Here is an 18,345-nt window from a genome sequence, read left to right on the forward strand (position 1 = left end):
TGCGGTTTTTTGAATTGAAGATGCCCCAAAAACCGCCTACCTGATTTTCATGTCATTCTGGGAATATGCAAATCCTGTGAAGTTCATCCGCACCACCGACAAGGTGTTGCCATGGGTATGGGCTTTGACGGGTATCAGCCTCGTGACCGGACTGGTCTGGGGCTTTTTCTTTACGCCGGATGATTTCCGGCAGGGTTCAACCGTCAAGATCATCTACATCCACGTGCCCTCGGCGCTGATGGCGATCAACGCGTGGCTGATGATGCTGGTGGCGTCACTGATCTGGATCGTGCGGCGGCATCACGTCTCGGCTCTTGCCGCACGGGCGGCAGCGCCGGTGGGGGCGGTGATGACGCTGATTGCGCTGGCAACGGGTGCGTTCTGGGGCCAGCCGATGTGGGGCACATGGTGGGCATGGGATCCGCGCCTGACCTCGTTCCTGATCCTGTTCCTGTTCTACCTTGGCTACATGGCCCTGTGGGAAGCGATCGAGAATGACGACACGGCGGCAGACCTGACGTCGATTCTTTGTTTGGTGGGGTCGGTGTTCGCGATTCTCAGCCGCTATGCCGTCAATTTCTGGAATCAGGGGCTGCATCAGGGCGCGACGCTCAGCCTCGACAAGGAAGAGAACATCTCGGACGTGTTCTGGTTCCCGCTCTTGGTCTGTATCGCCGGGTTCGTGCTGCTGTTCATCGCGTTGGTGTTCCTGCGCACCCAGACCGAGATCCGCGCCCGCCGCACACGGGCGCTCTTGGCGCGGGAGGGGCAGGCATGATGCCGGATCTTGGAAAATACGCCTTTGCGGTGCTCAGTTCCTATGGGGTGACAATCGTGCTTCTGGCGGTGATCGTGCTGGTCAGCGTCTGGCGCGCGCGCAAGGTCAAGACCGCGCTTGACGAGATCGAAAACCGGCGGGGCAGCTGATGGCGAAGATTTCCCCCTTGATGGTTCTGCCGCCGGTGATTTTCGGTGCCTTTGCGGTGCTGGCCTATGTCGGCATGTTCCGTGACGACCCGCAGGGTCTGCCCTCGACTCGCGTGGGTCAACCGGCCCCACCGATCACCGAGGTGGCGCTTGCGGGGTACGAGGCCTTTGATCCGGCGATGTTGACCTCTGGCGAGGTCACGCTGGTGAATTTCTGGGCGAGCTGGTGCCCGCCCTGCCGGGTCGAGCATCCCAAGCTGTTGGAAATGCAGGCCGAAGGCATGCAGATCATCGGTGTCAACATCCGCGATCAGGAACGCAATGCCACCCGCTACCTGGAAGAGGACGGCAACCCGTTCGCCGCCGTACCGTTCGACCCGGCAGGGCGTACGTCGATCGATTGGGGCGTGACCGCGCCACCCGAGACGTTTATCGTGGATGGGGACGGAACGGTGCTGTTCCGGTTCGCCGGACCTCTTGTCGGGTCCGACTACGAACAAAGGTTTGTGCCAGCGCTGGAAAACGCGCTGGTGGATTAAAATCAGATTTTACGGAAAGAGTGTCGTGCCGGCGTCAGGGATGCCGGCGAACACACTCGCGCCTGCGATAAACAGCAAGGCTGCGGTCTGGATGATCGTTAAAAGCTTCATGATATGACTCGTCGATGTTTGCGCCTGTTGGACGACTAATTGGTGTATCCGCGCGGCTTTTGTAGGGGCCAAGCTGTCACATGCGACAACTTGAACCAAATTCTGAATATCTTTTTCATTTTTGTGCGGGATCTTGCCGGGATCGCCCGATTTTGCGGCAGGCCGTGAACGGATTTCCTCGCTCCAAGCCCGATCAGACAGGGACCAGATGCGCTGAACGAAACAGGCGGGCCAAAGCCCGCCTGTTCCAAGTCTCCAACGATTGACGACCGGCTTTATTCTGCCGCCACGGTGTCGCGGCTGGCCAGATCGCGCAGCACGTAGTGCAGCACGCCGCCATGTTCGATGTATTCGATCTCGATGGCGGTATCGATCCGGCACTTGAGCGTGATCGTCTTCTCGGTGCCGTCTGCGTAGGTGATGGTACAGGGCACTTCGGCCAGCGGGCTGATCGTGTCCAGCCCGTGGATCGACACGGTTTCCTCGCCGGTCAGGTTCAACGACTTGCGGGTGTCGCCGCCGGTGAACTCGAACGGAATCACACCCATGCCAACGAGGTTGGAGCGGTGGATACGCTCGAAGCTTTCGGCGACCACGGCCTTGACGCCCAGAAGCGCTGTGCCCTTGGCCGCCCAGTCGCGGCTTGATCCCGCGCCGTATTGTTCGCCGCCGAAGATCACCAACGGAATGCCCGCTTCCTGATAGGCCATCGCCGCGTCGAAGATCGACGTCTGGTCGCCGTCCGGACCCTTGGTGTAGCCGCCTTCGACCCCGTCCAGCATCTCGTTCTTGATGCGGATGTTGGCGAAGGTGCCGCGCATCATGATCTCGTGGTTGCCCCGGCGCGAGCCGTAGGAGTTGAATTCGCGCTGCGGCACCTGGCGTTCGATCAGGTACTTGCCCGCGGGGGTGGTGTCCTTGAACGATCCGGCCGGGCTGATGTGGTCGGTGGTGATCATGTCGCCCAGAAGCGCCAGAACCTTGGCGCCCTCGATGTTCTCGATCTTCTTGGTGTCCATGGTGATGCCCTGGAAATAGGGCGGGTTCTGGACATAGGTCGAGCTGGGCGGCCAGTCATAGGTCTTGGCGTCGGTGGTCTCGACACCCTGCCACTTGTCGTCTCCCTTGAAGACGTCGGCATATTTCGACTGGAACGCTTCGCGCGTGACGGTCCGCTCGACGAGTTCCGCGATCTCGGCCTGGGTCGGCCAGATGTCCTTGAGATAGACATCGTTGCCGTCCTGGTCCTGGCCCAGCGGGTCGCGCGAAATGTCCACGTTCATGTCACCGACCAGCGCATAGGCCACCACGAGGGGCGGGGAGGCAAGGTAGTTGGCGCGCACGTCCGGGCTGATCCGGCCTTCGAAGTTGCGGTTGCCCGACAGGACAGATGTGGCGACAAGATCGTGGTCGCTGATACACTTGCTGATCTCTTCGGCCAGCGGGCCGGAATTGCCGATGCAGGTGGTGCAGCCATAGCCGACAAGGTTGAAGCCGATGGCGTCAAGGTCTTCCTGAAGCTCTGCCGCCTCGAGATAGGCCGACACGACCTGCGAACCGGGGGCCAGCGATGTCTTGACCCAAGGTTTGCGGGTCAGACCCTTTTCGCGCGCCTTGCGGGCGACAAGGCCCGCACCGATCATCACGTAGGGGTTCGACGTGTTGGTGCAGGAGGTGATCGACGCGATCACGACCGAGCCGTCATGCAACTGGTAATTTCCATCCTTGGTCGTCACGTAGCCGCGCCGGTGGTGGCCTTCGTCGCCCGGAATGTCGGTCGGCTCCGGCGCGCCGCCTTCACCTTCCCAGCGGCTTTCCTCTTTCGGCGCGGCGTCCTTGCCCTCGCGCAGACCCTTGACGTATTTGCCGAACGCGGTCGCCGCCGAGGTCAGGGCGATGTAATCCTGCGGGCGCTTGGGGCCCGAGATGGCGGGCACGATGGTTCCCATGTCGAGATGCAGCGTGTCGGTGTAGATCGGCGCGTAATCCGCATCGCGCCAGAAGCCGTTTTCCTTGGCATAGGCTTCGACCAGCGCGATCCGGTCCATGTCGCGGCCGGTGGTCTTGAGATAGCGCAGGGTTTCGTCGTCGATCGGGAAGAAGCCGCAGGTGGCGCCATATTCGGGCGCCATGTTGGCAATCGTCGCGCGGTCCGCCAGCGGCAGGGTATCAAGACCCTTGCCGTAGAATTCGACGAACTTGCCGACCACGCCCTTTTCGCGCAGCATTTCGACAACCTTGAGAACGAGGTCGGTGCCGGTTGTGCCTTCCATCATCGCGCCGGTCAGCTCGAAGCCGACAACTTCGGGGATGAGCATGGAGATCGGCTGACCCAGCATCGCGGCCTCGGCTTCGATCCCGCCAACACCCCAGCCCAGAACGGCAGCGCCGTTGACCATGGTGGTGTGGCTGTCGGTGCCCACAAGCGTGTCTGGGTAGGCAACCTCAACGCCGTTCTGGTCCGCATCGGTCCAGACAGTCTGGGCGAGATATTCAAGGTTCACCTGATGGCAGATGCCGGTGCCCGGCGGCACGACGCGGAAGTTGTTGAACGCGTTCTGACCCCATTTGAGGAAGGTGTAGCGCTCCATGTTGCGTTCGTATTCGCGGTCCACGTTCATCTGGAACGCACGCGGATTGCCGAACTCGTCGATCATCACCGAGTGGTCGATGACCAGATCCACAGGGTTCAGCGGGTTGATCTTTTCCGGATCGCCGCCAAGCGCCACGATCCCGTCGCGCATCGCGGCCAGATCGACCACGGCAGGCACGCCGGTGAAATCCTGCATCAGGACGCGGGCCGGGCGGTAGGCGATCTCGCGCGGGTTCTGGCCGCCGTTTTCGCCCCATGTGCCGAAGGCCTTGATGTCATCCACGCTGACGGTCTTGCCGTCCTCGAAACGCAGCATGTTTTCAAGCACCACCTTCAGACAGGCGGGAAGGTTCGAAAACGTCCCGAGCCCAGCCGCTTCGGCTGCGGGGATCGAGTAATAGGCGATGGACTGGCCATTGACCGTAAGGGTCTTACGCGTCTTGGCTGTATCCTGACCAACGATGATGGACATGACATGGCTCCTCAAAGGGGAATTCGGATCTCTGAGCCGCTGTTTGCCTGATGGCTCCGACTCGATCAAGGGGGGTGCGACGATTTTGGTATACTATTGTGCACAATAAGGCGATGCCGCTCCGATCGCGGCCTATCGCAAAACCTTGATTGGTTATTTCACTTCGCTATGGCTAAGTGTCTTGATGCAAATGCAAGGACGGGAAACAGGCGGCATGAACAGGCTTTTTGCGTTGATGACAGCACTGCTGCTTGGTGTGACCGCGACGGCCTCGCAGGCCGAGGACGCGCCCGTGGTGGTCGAGCTGTTCACATCGCAGGGCTGTTCCTCCTGTCCGCCCGCAGACGCGTTGCTGACCCGGCTGGGCGAGTATGACAACGTGATCCCTCTCGCGCTGCATGTCGACTACTGGGATTATATCGGCTGGAAGGACAAGTTCGCCCAGCCTGCTTTCACCAAGCGCCAGAAAGCCTACGCCCACAATCTTGGCACCAATGTGATCTACACCCCGCAGATGGTCATCAACGGCAGTGACCAGGTGGCGGGCAACCGCACTATGGACGTGTCCGACCTCGTTCAGGCGCACAAGGCCAAGGGAATGCCGGCCCGCATCGACATCAACCGCTCAGGCGATACGCTGACGATCCGAGGCAAAGAAGTGAATACGCTGCGCCGTGCCGACGTGATCCTGATCCGTTACCAGCCCGCGGCCACGGTTCAGATCGCGCGCGGCGAGAACGCGGGCAAGACCCTGTCGCACAGCTTTATCGTGACCGAGTGGATCGACATCGGTGATTGGGACGGCATGTCGCCGCTGTTTCAGACCGTAGCGGTGTCCGGTCAGAACCCGATCGTGGTCCTGGTGCAGGCCAAGGGTCAGGGCGCCATATTGGCCGCAGCCCGCTTGCGCTGACGTTTCGGCTTCCAACGCCGGTGAATCCAGAACCACTGTTCGGGATGCGCTTGGATCCGTGCCTCGAGCCGCCGTGTGACCTCGCGCATCATCTCGACGGGATCGCCATGCGGCACGGGGGCTTCGAACACCGCGTCGAAACTGATCCCGTCCGCTTTGCGAATGCCGAAGAACGGGACCAGAAGCGCGCCGGTTTTCAGTGCGATATCGGCGGCTGAGGTCAGGGTTGGCGCGGGTTGGCCCATGAAGTCGATCACTTCGCCTGCGCTGTCATAGACATCGAACAAAAGCACACCCATCCCGCCCTCGCGGATGTGGCGGATCAGCCCGATCGTGCCGCGCCGCCCCTGTTCGAACACGGGGTCCGACAGGGCGTGCATGTTGGCGGCGTAATGCGCGTTGAAATACGGATTCGACATGGGTCGGTAGAGCCCGCCGATCCGGTATCCCCGTGCCACCAATGCCGCGCGCGGGGCTTCGAAATTGCCGAAATGGCCTGTGACGAACAGCACGGGGCGCCCCTCGGCGCGGGCCTGTTCGACTTCGACCAGCCCCTCGCCGCGAATCTCGGCCTTGGCCATGCGCCGCATCAGGCCGTGCACGTCGTAATTGTCGATCATCGTGCGCCCGGCATTGTCGGCCACCCGGTCGGCAAGGTGTCGGCGGTCGAGCACGCCCATGTCGGGCCAGACATGCGCAAGGTTGTTCATGGCGCGTTGCCGGTAGCCTGCAAGGGGCGCCACCACATGGCGGATCAACCGCCCCATCAGCCACAGCCGCGCCCGCAGCGGAAGGCGCAGCGCGCACCAGATCGCTGCACGCAGCACGCGGTCGGTCGCCCAGTCCTCCCAGCCACCGGGGATGTGTTTGCGCGTCTTGGTCTGGGGCAAAAGGAAACCTGCGATTGGTGGCGGCGGAGAAGCGCCTTCGAGGGCGCTTGATACGCGATTTGCAAATCGCGTGTCAAAGCCCGTTGCACCGGGCTTGTCGTGCTCTGTCCCCGAAAGGTGCAGCCGGGTTGTTTTCCCACCCCGAAACACTTCAGAAAGGATCGCGGTGCATCACCATTCGTGACAGCCAGAACCAGCAGGGAGAGAGCGCATGATCATCACGCAAGACACCGTTGCCGTCATTTCGGGGGGCGCATCCGGCCTCGGGGCCGCTGCCGCCACCGCGCTGGCCGAGGCCGGGGCAAAGCTGGTGCTGCTGGACATGAACGAGGCGGTGGGGCGGGCGCGGGCAGAGGCGCTTGGCGGCATTTTCATCAAGACCGATGTGAGCGATCCGGACAGTGTTGCAGCGGCGATGGAGCAGGTCCGGCAGGCCCATGGCGCGCTGCACGTCGCGGTGAACTGCGCAGGCATCGCGCCTGCCGCCAAGACGGTGTCCAAAGGGGCGGCGCATGACGCGCAGACCTTTGCCAACACGATCAGCGTCAACCTGATCGGCACATTCAACGTGGCCTCGCAGGCGGCGGAGCTGATGGCAGCAAACGACCCGCTGGACCAGGACGGCGCGCGCGGCGTGATCGTCAACACCGCCTCTGTCGCAGCCTTCGAAGGGCAGGTGGGGCAGGTGGCCTATGCCGCGTCCAAGGGCGGCGTGGTGGGCATGACCCTGCCGATGGCGCGAGATCTGGCGCAGCTTGGCATCCGCGTCTGTGCAATTGCGCCGGGGCTGTTCAAGACGCCGATGCTCGAAGGCCTGCCGCAAGAGGTGCAGGACTCTCTGGGTGCTCAGGTTCCCTTCCCGTCGCGTCTGGGTGGTCCGTCCGAATATGCCCAGCTTGTACGCCATATCGTCGAGAATCAGATGCTCAACGGCGAAGTGATCCGATTGGATGGTGCCATCCGCATGGCCCCGCGCTAAGTCTGCGGCAGGTAACGCGGAGCCGCCCCATGTCCTTTGATGCGCTGATCGTCAGTCACGGCCAACCCTCTGACCCCGATGTGGGCGAGGCCGAGATCGCGGCGCTTGCCGCTGCCGTGGCAGCACATCTGCCCGAGGCCCGTATCGACGGCGTGACGCTGGCCGCGCAAGGCCGGATCGAGGCGCTGTCGGCCAACCGTCCCGGCGCGCTGATCTACCCGATGTTCATGGCGGATGGCTGGTTCACGCAGGTGCAATTGCCCAAACGACTGGCCGAGGGCGCGGGTCCGCAACTGGTCAGCTTTGGTCTGGATTGCACCTTGCCGATGCTGGCCGCCGATTGGCTGCGGCAGGTCTGTACGGATCACGGGCTTGAACCGGACAAAACCGATCTGGTCGTCGCCGGTCACGGATCGGGCAAATCCCGCCGCGTGTCCGAGGCGACCCGCGCCTTTGCCGACCGCGTGGCCGAGGGCTTTGGCCCCCAGTCGGTCCGCTGCGGCTTTGTCGAGGAAGACCCGTCGCTGACAGATGCACTGTCAGGCTTGGGGTCCAACGCCATCTGCCTGCCGTTCTTTGCCGCACGGCGCGGGCATGTGCTGGAGGATCTGCCCGAAGCGGTGGACGCTTCGGGCTTCAAGGGGATCATGCTCGACCCGATCGGCCTGCACCCGGAGGTGCCCAGGATGATCGCGGGTGCGCTGCGCTGGCGGGCGACAACATCTGATGTGTCGAGATGCGTATAAAGCCCGCCAAGGCACCGTTTCGGCAGGTCACTCGATAACGAAGCTGTCTCCGTCGATCATGCAGATATCGACATCGAACTCCTCGAACGTGTCTCCGTCCGAGAAGACGTACATCACATCCCAGAAGCAGCCATAGCCGCTTGTGTCGAGCGTGACTTCGAGTTCTTCTCCGTTGCGGATTTGACCGTCCAGGATGTTGTCGCCCCAGTTGCTCTCGTTGGAGGGCCCTGCATAGACTTCGGTGATCGTGTAGCCGCTTTTGTTGACAAGATCGAACCCTGCGGCGGCAGCGGCGAGGGGCAGAGCGAAAAGGGCCGCGGACAGAACCGCGACATGTGCGTATTTCATGTTTGTCTCGTTGTAAGGGGTGACGCTTCAATCTTGTCGAGACCGGGGCGGTCGATCACACCGCCTCGTCAGCGCCTCTGCGGTGAAATGCTTAAAATTTGCAGCAACGCACTGGCGATATTGACCGGTTCATATCCAAAGGCAAGTGGGGTCGAGATTTGGCGCTGAAATCTTATGAAGCCGGTTGCGTCCGCGAAGGCATGCTGAAAACGAAACGTCCGAAACGGCGCACCGGTCTCATCCTCTCGGGGGCAGGATGCGCCATATTCGATTGGGGTTCAGGGGTGTTTTGGCGGTGTGTTGGTAGGCCCGGCAGGACTTGAACCCGCAACCAAAGCGTTATGAGCGCTCTGCTCTAACCAATTGAGCTACAGGCCCGCCATGTGTATTTCAGTACCAGACCGCCGGGGCGCGTCAAGAGGCGCGGCACGCGGATGATGGACTCGTGCCGAAGGCTGCGCTAAGGCAGCCGCGACCTTCGGAGGGTGCAGCATGACAGACGGCAAGAACGGCATCACCTACGCGGATGCGGGTGTGGATATCGACGCAGGGAACGCCCTTGTGGAACGGATCAAACCCGCGGCCAAGCGCACGGCGCGGCCGGGTGTGATGTCGGGGCTCGGCGGGTTCGGCGCGCTGTTCGATCTCAAGGGCGCGGGCTTTGTCGATCCGGTGCTGGTGGCGGCCACGGACGGTGTGGGCACCAAGCTGCGCATCGCGATAGACACCGGCCATGTGGATGGCGTGGGCATCGACCTTGTTGCGATGTGCGTCAACGATCTGGTCTGTCAGGGCGCGGAGCCTCTGTTTTTCCTCGATTATTTCGCGACGGGCAAGCTGGACACCGACACCGCCGCACGGGTGATCGAGGGCATCGCGACAGGCTGCGCGCAGTCGGGCTGTGCTCTGATCGGCGGCGAGACGGCGGAAATGCCGGGCATGTACCCGGCGGGTGATTTCGACCTCGCGGGCTTTGCCGTAGGCGCAATGGAGCGGGGCACGGACCTGCCCAGTGGCGTGGGTGAGGGTGATGTGCTTTTGGGGCTGGCGTCGAACGGCGTGCACTCCAACGGCTACTCCCTTGTGCGCAAGCTGGTGGAGGTTTCCGGCCTTGGCTGGGATGCCGATTGCCCCTGGGCCGACGGATCGCTGGGCGAAGCGCTTCTCACTCCGACACGGCTTTACGTGACGCAGGCGCTGGCGGCGGTAAAAGCCGGCGGCGTGCACGCACTGGCCCACATCACCGGCGGCGGTCTGACCGAGAACCTGCCGCGCGTCCTGCCCGAGGGTCTGGGCGCGCAGATCGACCTGACGGCATGGGATTTGCCGCCGGTGTTCAAATGGCTGGCGCAGACCGGTGGCATGGCCGAGTCCGAACTTCTCAAGACCTTCAACTGCGGCATCGGCATGATCGCCGTCGTGGCCCCGGACCAAGCGGATGCGCTGACGGCGGTGCTGGAAGAGGCGGGCGAGACCGTGTTCCGGATCGGTACCGTCACCGGCGCTCCGGGCGTGGCTTACACGGGCGCGCTGCGTTGAGAAAACGGGTGGCGATCCTGATTTCGGGTGGAGGCTCGAACATGGTGTCGCTGGCCGATGACATGACCGGCGATCACCCGGCGCAGCCTGTGCTGGTGCTGTCCAACCGCGCCGATGCGGGTGGTCTGGAGAAAGCCAAGGCGCGCGGCATTCCCACAGCTGTCGTGGATCACCGGCCCTTTGGCGGCGACCGTCCGGCGTTTGAAGATGCGTTGAACCACGTGCTGGATCAGGCGCGGCCGGACATCATCTGCCTTGCGGGCTTCATGCGGGTGCTGACCGAAGGCTTCGTGACGCGCTGGCAGGGCAAGATGCTCAACATCCACCCGTCGCTGTTACCAAAATACAAGGGTCTGCACACCCATCAGCGCGCCATCGACGCGGGCGATACCGAGGCCGGCTGTTCCGTGCACGAGGTCACCGCCGAACTCGATGGCGGGCAGGTGCTGGGACAGGTGCGGGTGCCGATCGCGCCCGACGACACCGCCGCGACCCTGGCTGCCAAGGTGCTGGTGCAGGAACATATGCTCTATCCGTTGATCCTTCGGCGCTTTGCCCAAGGCGACACGGCCCGTATCGATCTGCCCTGACGATTGAGGCCCGGACGCTAGGCAAAGCCTGGCTTTTGGTCTATACGCGGGACGGGGACCGAAAACACAAGAATAACGAACGACCCGAGACATGCACATCATCACAACCACGACCGAGCTTGCCGCATTCTGCGAACGCGCTGCACAGACACCCTATGTGACCGTCGATACCGAATTCCTGCGGGAACGGACCTATTATTCCAAGCTGTGCCTGATCCAGCTGGCCTATCGCGGGGATGGCAAGGACGACGCCGTTCTGGTTGATCCGCTGGTCGAAGGATTGTCGCTCGAGCCGCTGATGGATCTGTTCCGCAACCCGGATGTGGTCAAGGTGTTCCATGCGGCACGGCAGGATATCGAGATTTTCCACATCGACCATGGGGTCATTCCCAGGCCGCTGTTCGACACTCAGGTGGCGGCGATGGTGGCGGGGTTCGGCGAACAGGTGGGCTATGAGACGCTGGTGCGAAAGATCGCCAAACAGGCGCTCGACAAATCCTCGCGCTTCACCGACTGGTCGCTGCGGCCATTGTCGGACAGCCAGACCGCCTATGCACTGGCCGATGTGACCCATCTGCGGGTGATCTATGAATACCTGCGCAAGAAACTGGCCGAGACCGGGCGCGACCGCTGGGTCGAGGAAGAAATCGGCGTGCTGCTTGATCCCGAAACCTATGTCACCCATCCCGAAGACGCGTGGATGCGCGTCAAGACGCGGTCGAACGCGCCGCGCTTCCTTGCGCTGGTCAAGGAACTCGCCCGCTTCCGCGAGACCTATGCGCAGGAACGCAACGTGCCGCGCAGTCGGGTGTACAAGGATGATGCGTTGGTCGAACTGGCATCGACCAAACCCAAGGACATGGCCGATCTGGGCCGGTCCCGTCTGCTGTTGCGCGAAGCGCGCAGGGGCGAGATCGCCAATGGCATCCTCGAGGCGGTGCACCGCGCCCAGAGCATGCCCAAGGAACAATTGCCCTCACTGGATGACGCGCGCCCGTCGCCGCAGGTGAACCCGGCGCTGGCGGATTTGCTGCGCGTGCTGCTGAAGGCCAAGACGGAAAGCTCTGGCGTGGCATCCAAGCTGATCGCCACCTCTGCAGAGCTTGACGCGCTGGCCTCGGGTGACCGCGATGTGCCCGCGCTGCACGGCTGGCGCCGCGAAGTCTTCGGCGATGATGCGCTGCGCCTCTGCGATGGGCGCGTCGGGCTGGCTGCCAAGGGCAAGCAGGTTCAGATCATCGAACTCTGACGCCTAGCGGCGGACGCTGCGCGCATCATTGGCACCGCGCACGGTGATGGTGCGGATGCCCTGCAGATCCTGATCGGTGATCCAGAGCCCAACGGTGACCTGACGGGCGCGCGGGTTGGTGCTGCGCGGGCCGGGCTGTTGCAACGCCTTGAGATCGAACACCAATGTGCCGTCGGTACTGGCGGATGCATCCGGGACAAGCCGCACATCGAACGGCCCCACGCGGTCGGCCTGACCGGTGGCACGGATGATCGCTCCGCCGGGGCGGCGTTCGACCAGAAGCTCGGTAACCTCTGCAATCGGACGACCGGCAAAGACCTCGGGCGCATTGTTGCTGATGATCGAGATCCGCCGCGCCGGGATCAGCGGGTTCACGGGGGCATTGGCCACGTCGAGCGCTGCCGGATCAGGCTGGCTCGATCCGAACCAGTTGAACGGGTTCAGACGCGACTCGCCGATGGCGACGCAGCCCGTGAGCATCGCGGTTGCAAGGATCAAGAGCGTCACGGGTTTGCGCATGGTCGGTCCCTCTGCCAGTGTTTCTTCGACGTAACCGATTGCGCCGCGGTTGAAAAGCGTCAAGCCCGGGCTGGACGTTTGCCCCGCGCCTGCCTAGGTGTTCGGGGAACACGCAACCTGGACCCGGAGGCCGCCATGGCGAGCGCCGCTTTTGAAGAGATAGTCGAGGATTTCGAGTTCCTGGACGATTGGGAAGACCGCTACCGCATGGTGATCGAGCTTGGCCGTGCGATGGAGCCCTTGCCGGACGCGTTGAAAGTGCCGGCCACCAAGGTCGATGGCTGTGCCAGTCAGGTCTGGTTGCACCCCCAGATCGAAGGGGGTGTGTTGCGGTTCGAGGGCGAGTCGGATGCGATGATCGTCAACGGGCTGATCGCGGTGCTGCGCAAGCTCTATGACGGAGTGCCGCCTTCCGAAGTGACCGCCATCGACGCGCGGGCCGAACTGGGACGGTTGGGACTGAATGATCACCTCTCGGCCCAACGCTCCAACGGGCTGCGCGCCATGATTGAACGTTTGCAAGGTTTTGCGCACGCGTCGTCACCTTGAAGGAACGCCACGCCGTGTTGGGGGCTCTGCCCCCAAACCCCCGAGATATTTCCGAACCAGAGAATGAAGAACCGCGCCCCGGCTTCTCTGGTTGACAAATACCTCGGGGGAGACGCGCGCAGCGCGGCGGGGGCAGCGCCCCCGATCAACAGCCGGATTACGCGTTGCCGTTGCCTGTAAACCGCGCGGCGTCCGCAGCAGCACGGCGGATCGCGTTCGATTTGTGCACCGTTTCCTGGTACTCGGCTTCAGGGTCGCTGTCATAGACGACGCCGCCGCCCGCCTGGATATAGAGCTTTTGGTCCTTCACCAGCGCGGTGCGCAGGGCGATGCACATATCCATGTCGCCGCCCGCGCTGAAATAGCCGACGCCGCCGCCATAGATGCCGCGCTTTTCGGGCTCCAGCTCGTCGATGATTTCCATGGCGCGGACCTTGGGGGCACCGGACACGGTGCCTGCGGGCAGACCGGCCAGCAGTGCCGACAACGCGTCGTGTTGGGGATCAAGCTCGCCTACGACGTTCGACACGATGTGCATTACGTGGCTGTAGCGTTCGATGATGAATTTCTCGGTCGGGCGCACGGTTCCAATCCTGGCCACGCGGCCCACGTCGTTGCGGCCGAGGTCGAGAAGCATCAGGTGTTCGGCGCATTCCTTGGGATCACCCAGAAGGTCGGCCTCGAAGGCGTCATCCTCGGCTGGGGTCGCGCCGCGCGGGCGGGTGCCTGCAATGGGGCGGATGGTGACCTCGTTGCCGAAAACCCGCACGAGGATCTCGGGACTCGCACCGATCACCTGGAAGCCACCGAAGTTGAAGTAGAACATGAAGGGCGAGGGGTTGGTCCTTCGCAAGGAACGATAAAGTGCAAAGGGTGGAAGGGGGAAATCCTGCGTCCAGCGCTGTGCTGGAACCACCTGGAAGATGTCGCCGGCGCGGATGTAGTCCTTGGCCTTTTCGACGGCTTGCTTGTAGCCCTCGTGGGTAAAGTTCGACACGGGTGCTGCGATCTCGGCGGCATCGCCCATTTCGCGGGCCTGCTGCGGCAGCGCGCGCTCCAGGTCGCGCACTGCGTCCATCACCCGTTCGGCGGCCTGTGCATAGGCGGCGCGGGCGGTCAGACCGTCAGCGACCCAGGCGGGGGACACCACGGTGACCTCGCCCTTGACCCCGTCCAGCACCGCAACCACCGAGGGGCGCAGCATCACAGCATCGGGCAGGCCGAGCGGGTCGGGATTGATGTTGGGCAGGTGTTCCACCAGCCGGATCATGTCATAGCCCAGATAGCCGAAAAGCCCGGCGGCGGCCTGTGGCAGGGTATCGGGCAGGTCGATCTTTGATTCCGCGATCAAGGCGCGCAGCGTCGTCAGAGGATCGCCCGACTGGTCCTCGAACGCGTCGGAATCATAGCGGGCGGCACGGTTGATGCGGCTTTTGTGGCCGTGGCACTGCCAGATCACGTCAGGCTTCATGCCGATGATCGAATAGCGACCGCGCACTTCGCCGCCAGTGACGCTTTCGAGCACGAAGGCGTCCTTGGCGGCACCGGTGAGCTTGAGCATCAGCGACACCGGCGTGTCGAGATCGGCGGCAAGGCGGGCATAGACGACCTGGTTCTGACCCGCGTCAAAAGCGCGGGCAAAGCTGTCGAAATCTGGGGTCAGTGTGGCCATTTGCGTTACTGGATCAGCGCATGAACCGCGTTGATCGCGGGTTGGTTGATGTCGACCCCGGCGCGGCGTTGCACGTCGCTTGCAAAGGCGCGGAACAGGTCTTCGGCGACGCTGTTGGCGGCCTGATTGCGCAGGGCCTCGGCCAGCATCTCGATATCGCCATCGCTGCGGTCCACCGCCGTGATGCCGTCAAGGCGCAGCAGGATCACGGTCCCGGTTCCGGCCACGGCACGGGTGTCTCCGACGCCCATTTCGAACACCGCCGTCAGCAGGTCGGGGCCAAGCTCGGCGATCTGGGCGTTGCGGCCAAGTCCGGTTTCGGTGCGCGGGGACAGGGACAGGTCCTCGAAGCTGGCGCCGCCCGCGAGCGATGCGGCGAGATCTTCGGCCTGTGCCATGAGCTGCGCGGTCTGTTCGCGGGTGTCCCAGCCCTGACGGACGCGGTCGATCACGTCTTCAATGGGCTGTGGCGCGGGGGGCTGGATGCGGTTGAGGCGCATGGCAAACACACCGCCATCGCCAAGCTGCATCACTTCGGGGAAGTCGCCTTCGTTCAGCATTCCTGCGGCTTCGCGGAAGGCGTCATAGGCGGCGATCTCGCCGTCGGCACCGGGGAACCAGTCGATCTGGCCCAGCTGCGCCTCGGTGGAGTTTGCGATCTCTTCGAGAGTGGCCCCTGCGGCCAGTTCATCGTCGATCGTTTGCGCCAGCGTTTCGATCACCCGACGGGCACGGTCGAGTGCCAGTTCGCCGCGCAGGTCGGGGCGCGCGTCCTCAAAAGACGTGGTCTGCGCGTCCAGCACCGCGTTGACGCGGTAGAGCGCCGGTCCGAGGTTCGAGGGCAGCGGGCCGACAGTGTCGCCGGTGCCTGCGGCAAAGACACCCTCAGCGGCGGCGCCCACGTCATCGCGGGTGACATCGCCCATGTCAACGTCCGGCAGGGTCAGACCGCGCTCTGCAACCAAGTCCTCGAAGCTGAAGTCATCGCCCAGACGAGCCAGCGCCTCGGCGGCGGCGTCTTCGCTGTTGAAGACAAGACGTTCGACCAGCCGACGCTCGGGCAGGTTGAACTCGTCGAACCGTTCCTCGTAGGAGGCGCGCAGCGTGGCGTCATCCACCTCGACCGTGTCCACGATCATCTCGGGCGTGATCCATGCATAGGTGATGTCGCGCTGTTCGGGCAGGGTGTAGCGGTCGATATTGTCTTCGTAATAGGCTTCCAGATCCGCCTCGGATGGCTCCGGCAGGCCGGTTTGCAGGTTCGATCCGGTCAGCCGCGCCCAGGTGAAATCGCGGGTTTCGCCGGTATAGGACAGCAGCGTGTCGATATAGGTGTCGGGCAGGGTGTTGCCGGCGATCAGCGCGCTTTGCAGGATGGTGCGCGCGGTGTCGTCGCGCAGCTGTTCCTCGAATTCGGATTCGGACAGGCCCTGGTTGCGCAGGGCAAAGCTGTAGGCCTCGCGGTTGAAGCTGCCATCGGCGCTCTGGAAGGACGGCACCTGCAACAGCTGTTCCGCGACCACTTCGTCGCCGACCGAAATGCCGATGCGCGCCGCTTCGTGATCCAGACCGCGGGCGGTGATCAACTGGGCCAGCACCTGCCGGTCAAGCCCCAGCAACTGCGCCTCGGACATCGGCACGGCGCGTCCTGCCTGTGCGGCAAATGCGTTGATCTCGGTGCGCAGGTTGCGCAGGTAGGCCTCGGTCGAGACCTCCTTTTCGCCCACTGTCGCCACGCTGCGCGCGGTGCCGGTCAGACTGGTCGCGCCAAAGCCTGCGAGGCCAATGATGAGAAGCCCCAGCAGAATCCAGATGAAGGTCTTTGACAGCTTGCCTTTGCCCATGGCCATGCGGGTGCGCCCCTTGCTTGGTTGTGTTTTCGTGCGACGTGTCTACGCGGCGGGGACAGGGGTCGCAAGGGGCCAGTCGAGGCTGGCCAGACGGCTGAACAGCGCCTCGATCCCGGTTCGGTCGACATTGGCAAAGGCGACACGGAACTGACGTGCGCCGGACGGGTCCGAAGCGGGCGTGAACATGGTGCCGGGCAGGGCGAGGATACCCGCCTCCTGCACCAGTTTCGGGGCCAGCGTGGCGCTGCTTTCGGCGAAGGGATGTTCAAGATAGGCGAAATAGGCGCCACAGCCCATGAGCCGCCAGCCCTTGGCTTCGATGAGCGGCATGTGGTCTTGGATGGCTGCACGCCTGTCGAGGATCTCGTGGCGTTCCCCGGCCAGCCAGTCGCCGAGGTTCTGCAATCCCCAGAGGGCCGCGCGCTGGCCCAGTTGCGAGGGGCAGATGGCGACGGTGTCGAGGAATTTCTCGATCTCGGCCAGAAGTGCTGGATGCGCAAGCACCGCGCCGACGCGGTGGCCTGTGAGGCGGTAGGCCTTGGAAAACGAGTAAAGCTGGATCAGCGTGTCGTCCCATTCAGCGTCGGACAGCAGATCGTGCGGCGGGTTGGGGCGGCTGTCGAAATCGCGATAGGTCTCGTCGACGATGAGTTTGAGCCCGGTCTCGCGGGCAAGAGCGAAGAACGCCCGGAGCGTTTCGGCGGGGTATTCGACGCCGCCGGGGTTGTTCGGTGTGACCAGTGCAATCGCGCGGGTCTTGGGCGTGATGTGCGCGCGGGCGGCACTGGCCTCGGGAATGAGATCCGACCCGGTGGGCAGCGCCACGGCACTGACGCCGGACATGTCGAGCCACATTTTATGATTGAAGTACCATGGGGTTGGCAGGATAACCTCATCCCCTTCGGTGCAGAGCGCGGCGATGGTGGCGGCAAAGGCCTGATTGCAGCCCGAGGTGATCGCGACCTGATCAGCGGTCACGCTGCCGTGGTAATGCGCGGACCATTGCGCGGCAAGTTCGGCGCGCAGGGCGGGCAGGCCCAGCACCGGGCCGTAGAGATGGGTCTCGGGCAACTCCAGCGCCTCGGCCATCGCGGCACGCAGGGGCGCGGGAGGCGGCTCCACCGGGGCGGCCTGGCTCACATTGATCAGCGGCTGGTTGTCGGGAAAGGTCACCCCGCCAAGCCAGCGGCGGGCTTCCATCACCGGGGGAGCAAAGGTGGTCTGGGTGCGTGAGGTCATGGCAGCTGATCCGATTGGGCGCCTGCGGCGCGCTGTTTGTCTGTATTCAGGGGCTCTGCCCCTCGGCCTTCGGCCTCACCCCGAGGTATTTGGAAACCAAAGAAGATCAGGCCGTCAGTCCTTGCCGCGATAGGGTTCCACATATTGCAGCGCCATGTCCCAGGGAAAGAAGATCCACGTGTCCTGGCTCACTTCGGTGATGAAGGTGTCGACCTGCGGGCGACCCTTCGGCTTGGCATAGACGGTGGCGATATGTGCCTTGGGCATGTGCCTGCGCACCACTTCGAGCGTTTTGCCGGTGTCCACGAGGTCATCGACCACCAGGATTCCGGTGCCATCGCCCACCACGTCCATGTCGGGCGACTTGATCACCTTGGGCTCGGTCTGGGTCTGATGGTTGTAGCTTTTGACGCTGATCGTATCGACCATGCGGATGTCCAACTCGCGGGCGACGATCATGGCCGGGGCCATGCCGCCACGGGTGATGGCAACCACGGCGCGCCATCCGCCTTCATCCGGGCCTTCGCCCTGCAGCCGCCAGGCAAGCGCTCGGGCGTCGCGGTGCAACTGGTCCCAGCTGACGTGGAATCCTTTTTCGTGGGGCAGGCGGTCGGTCATGG

Annotated in this window: 18 protein-coding genes and 1 tRNA gene; 10 read left to right on the forward strand and 9 right to left on the reverse strand. The window is 63.4% G+C overall.

The annotated features are described in order from the left end of the window. Positions 1-49 precede the first annotated feature (49 nt). Genes IEV82_RS06440 through IEV82_RS06450 form a run of 3 tightly spaced genes read left to right on the forward strand, consistent with a single transcriptional unit; the run spans position 50 to position 1,466 of the window. On the forward strand, positions 50-778 hold the full coding sequence (locus tag IEV82_RS06440; RefSeq protein ID WP_188481140.1) for a heme ABC transporter permease: 729 nt from the start codon (positions 50-52) through the stop codon (positions 776-778). Further along, entirely contained in the window at positions 775-927 is a 153-nt protein-coding gene (gene ccmD, locus IEV82_RS06445; RefSeq protein ID WP_188481141.1) for a heme exporter protein CcmD, read from the forward strand. Before IEV82_RS06440 ends, ccmD begins: the two co-directional genes overlap by 4 nt. Continuing rightward, positions 927-1,466 (forward strand): DsbE family thiol:disulfide interchange protein, encoded by a 540-nt coding sequence (locus IEV82_RS06450; protein ID WP_188481142.1) that lies wholly within the window; start codon positions 927-929, stop codon positions 1,464-1,466. Before ccmD ends, IEV82_RS06450 begins: the two co-directional genes overlap by 1 nt. A 386-nt stretch (positions 1,467-1,852) precedes the next feature. On the opposite strand, the gene acnA is transcribed toward IEV82_RS06450, so the two are convergent. Beyond that, a complete protein-coding gene (gene acnA, locus IEV82_RS06455; protein WP_188481143.1) occupies positions 1,853-4,642 on the reverse strand; it encodes an aconitate hydratase AcnA in 2,790 nt (929 codons plus the stop codon). A gap of 214 nt (positions 4,643-4,856) precedes the next feature. On the opposite strand from acnA, the gene IEV82_RS06460 reads away from it, so the two are divergent. Continuing rightward, on the forward strand, positions 4,857-5,555 hold the full coding sequence (locus IEV82_RS06460; RefSeq protein ID WP_188481144.1) for a DUF1223 domain-containing protein: 699 nt from the start codon (positions 4,857-4,859) through the stop codon (positions 5,553-5,555). On the opposite strand, the gene IEV82_RS06465 is transcribed toward IEV82_RS06460, so the two are convergent. Next, positions 5,519-6,445 carry a lysophospholipid acyltransferase family protein gene (locus IEV82_RS06465; RefSeq protein WP_188481145.1) on the reverse strand — a complete coding sequence of 309 codons (927 nt, stop codon included), beginning with the start codon at positions 6,443-6,445 and terminating at the stop codon, positions 5,519-5,521. The two genes, IEV82_RS06460 and IEV82_RS06465, sit on opposite strands and share 37 nt — an antisense overlap. 211 nt (positions 6,446-6,656) lie before the next feature. Between IEV82_RS06465 and IEV82_RS06470 the strand changes: the two genes are divergently transcribed. After that, positions 6,657-7,424, forward strand: coding sequence for an SDR family NAD(P)-dependent oxidoreductase (locus tag IEV82_RS06470; protein WP_188481146.1), 768 nt, complete (start codon positions 6,657-6,659; stop codon positions 7,422-7,424). A 29-nt stretch (positions 7,425-7,453) separates the two neighbouring features. Next, positions 7,454-8,170 carry a sirohydrochlorin chelatase gene (locus IEV82_RS06475; protein WP_188481147.1) on the forward strand — a complete coding sequence of 239 codons (717 nt, stop codon included), beginning with the start codon at positions 7,454-7,456 and terminating at the stop codon, positions 8,168-8,170. A gap of 27 nt (positions 8,171-8,197) precedes the next feature. Here IEV82_RS06475 and IEV82_RS06480 read toward each other — a convergent pair whose 3' ends face one another. Both IEV82_RS06480 and IEV82_RS06485 read right to left on the reverse strand, forming a co-directional pair. Then, positions 8,198-8,518 carry a hypothetical protein gene (locus tag IEV82_RS06480; protein WP_188481148.1) on the reverse strand — a complete coding sequence of 107 codons (321 nt, stop codon included), beginning with the start codon at positions 8,516-8,518 and terminating at the stop codon, positions 8,198-8,200. Between the two features lie 301 nt (positions 8,519-8,819). After that, positions 8,820-8,896, reverse strand: a tRNA-Ile gene (locus tag IEV82_RS06485). A gap of 114 nt (positions 8,897-9,010) precedes the next feature. Between IEV82_RS06485 and purM the strand changes: the two genes are divergently transcribed. The 3 genes from purM to rnd all read left to right on the forward strand — a co-directional run bounded on the left by purM (position 9,011) and on the right by rnd (position 11,896). Further along, entirely contained in the window at positions 9,011-10,057 is a 1,047-nt protein-coding gene (purM, locus tag IEV82_RS06490) for a phosphoribosylformylglycinamidine cyclo-ligase (RefSeq protein WP_188481149.1), read from the forward strand. Continuing rightward, positions 10,054-10,647, forward strand: a complete 594-nt coding sequence (gene purN / locus IEV82_RS06495; RefSeq protein WP_188481150.1) for a phosphoribosylglycinamide formyltransferase — start codon at positions 10,054-10,056, stop codon at positions 10,645-10,647. The genes purM and purN overlap by 4 nt, the downstream gene beginning before the upstream one ends. Positions 10,648-10,738: 91 nt before the next feature. Then, positions 10,739-11,896, forward strand: coding sequence for a ribonuclease D (gene rnd / locus IEV82_RS06500; RefSeq protein ID WP_188481151.1), 1,158 nt, complete (start codon positions 10,739-10,741; stop codon positions 11,894-11,896). Positions 11,897-11,899: 3 nt separating this feature from the next. Here rnd and IEV82_RS06505 read toward each other — a convergent pair whose 3' ends face one another. Further along, positions 11,900-12,415: a hypothetical protein gene (locus IEV82_RS06505; RefSeq protein ID WP_188481152.1), complete on the reverse strand. Its 516-nt coding sequence runs from the start codon at positions 12,413-12,415 to the stop codon at positions 11,900-11,902. A 135-nt stretch (positions 12,416-12,550) separates the two neighbouring features. Here IEV82_RS06505 and IEV82_RS06510 point away from each other — a divergent pair, with 135 nt between their 5' ends. Then, positions 12,551-12,964: a SufE family protein gene (locus IEV82_RS06510; protein WP_188481153.1), complete on the forward strand. Its 414-nt coding sequence runs from the start codon at positions 12,551-12,553 to the stop codon at positions 12,962-12,964. A gap of 157 nt (positions 12,965-13,121) precedes the next feature. Here IEV82_RS06510 and trpE read toward each other — a convergent pair whose 3' ends face one another. The 4 genes from trpE to gpt all read right to left on the reverse strand — a co-directional run bounded on the left by trpE (position 13,122) and on the right by gpt (position 18,343). Further along, positions 13,122-14,636, reverse strand: a complete 1,515-nt coding sequence (gene trpE / locus IEV82_RS06515) for an anthranilate synthase component I (protein ID WP_188481154.1) — start codon at positions 14,634-14,636, stop codon at positions 13,122-13,124. Positions 14,637-14,641: 5 nt separating this feature from the next. Next, positions 14,642-16,486 carry a peptidyl-prolyl cis-trans isomerase gene (locus IEV82_RS06520; protein WP_188481155.1) on the reverse strand — a complete coding sequence of 615 codons (1,845 nt, stop codon included), beginning with the start codon at positions 16,484-16,486 and terminating at the stop codon, positions 14,642-14,644. 42 nt (positions 16,487-16,528) lie between these two features. Next, positions 16,529-17,725, reverse strand: coding sequence for an aminotransferase (locus tag IEV82_RS06525; protein WP_188481156.1), 1,197 nt, complete (start codon positions 17,723-17,725; stop codon positions 16,529-16,531). A 114-nt stretch (positions 17,726-17,839) separates the two neighbouring features. After that, entirely contained in the window at positions 17,840-18,343 is a 504-nt protein-coding gene (gene gpt, locus IEV82_RS06530) for a xanthine phosphoribosyltransferase (protein ID WP_188481157.1), read from the reverse strand. Positions 18,344-18,345: the final 2 nt, after the last annotated feature.

It is taken from the genome of Marivita lacus (genome assembly GCF_014637725.1).
Taxonomy (GTDB): domain Bacteria; phylum Pseudomonadota; class Alphaproteobacteria; order Rhodobacterales; family Rhodobacteraceae; genus Marivita; species Marivita lacus.

What these genes read in the sequence shown, in the direction of transcription:
- rnd (WP_188481151.1), top strand. Translation starts at nt 10,739, where the DNA reads ATGCACATCATCACAACCACGACCGAGCTTGCCGCATTCTGCGAACGC.
- IEV82_RS06480 (WP_188481148.1), bottom strand. Translation starts at nt 8,518, where the DNA reads ATGAAATACGCACATGTCGCGGTTCTGTCCGCGGCCCTTTTCGCTCTG.
- IEV82_RS06510 (WP_188481153.1), top strand. Translation starts at nt 12,551, where the DNA reads ATGGCGAGCGCCGCTTTTGAAGAGATAGTCGAGGATTTCGAGTTCCTG.
- IEV82_RS06450 (WP_188481142.1), top strand. Translation starts at nt 927, where the DNA reads ATGGCGAAGATTTCCCCCTTGATGGTTCTGCCGCCGGTGATTTTCGGT.
- IEV82_RS06525 (WP_188481156.1), bottom strand. Translation starts at nt 17,725, where the DNA reads ATGACCTCACGCACCCAGACCACCTTTGCTCCCCCGGTGATGGAAGCC.
- acnA (WP_188481143.1), bottom strand. Translation starts at nt 4,642, where the DNA reads ATGTCCATCATCGTTGGTCAGGATACAGCCAAGACGCGTAAGACCCTT.
- IEV82_RS06440 (WP_188481140.1), top strand. Translation starts at nt 50, where the DNA reads ATGTCATTCTGGGAATATGCAAATCCTGTGAAGTTCATCCGCACCACC.
- IEV82_RS06505 (WP_188481152.1), bottom strand. Translation starts at nt 12,415, where the DNA reads ATGCGCAAACCCGTGACGCTCTTGATCCTTGCAACCGCGATGCTCACG.
- IEV82_RS06460 (WP_188481144.1), top strand. Translation starts at nt 4,857, where the DNA reads ATGAACAGGCTTTTTGCGTTGATGACAGCACTGCTGCTTGGTGTGACC.
- IEV82_RS06470 (WP_188481146.1), top strand. Translation starts at nt 6,657, where the DNA reads ATGATCATCACGCAAGACACCGTTGCCGTCATTTCGGGGGGCGCATCC.
- IEV82_RS06520 (WP_188481155.1), bottom strand. Translation starts at nt 16,486, where the DNA reads ATGGCCATGGGCAAAGGCAAGCTGTCAAAGACCTTCATCTGGATTCTG.
- trpE (WP_188481154.1), bottom strand. Translation starts at nt 14,636, where the DNA reads ATGGCCACACTGACCCCAGATTTCGACAGCTTTGCCCGCGCTTTTGAC.
- purM (WP_188481149.1), top strand. Translation starts at nt 9,011, where the DNA reads ATGACAGACGGCAAGAACGGCATCACCTACGCGGATGCGGGTGTGGAT.
- gpt (WP_188481157.1), bottom strand. Translation starts at nt 18,343, where the DNA reads ATGACCGACCGCCTGCCCCACGAAAAAGGATTCCACGTCAGCTGGGAC.
- IEV82_RS06475 (WP_188481147.1), top strand. Translation starts at nt 7,454, where the DNA reads ATGTCCTTTGATGCGCTGATCGTCAGTCACGGCCAACCCTCTGACCCC.
- ccmD (WP_188481141.1), top strand. Translation starts at nt 775, where the DNA reads ATGATGCCGGATCTTGGAAAATACGCCTTTGCGGTGCTCAGTTCCTAT.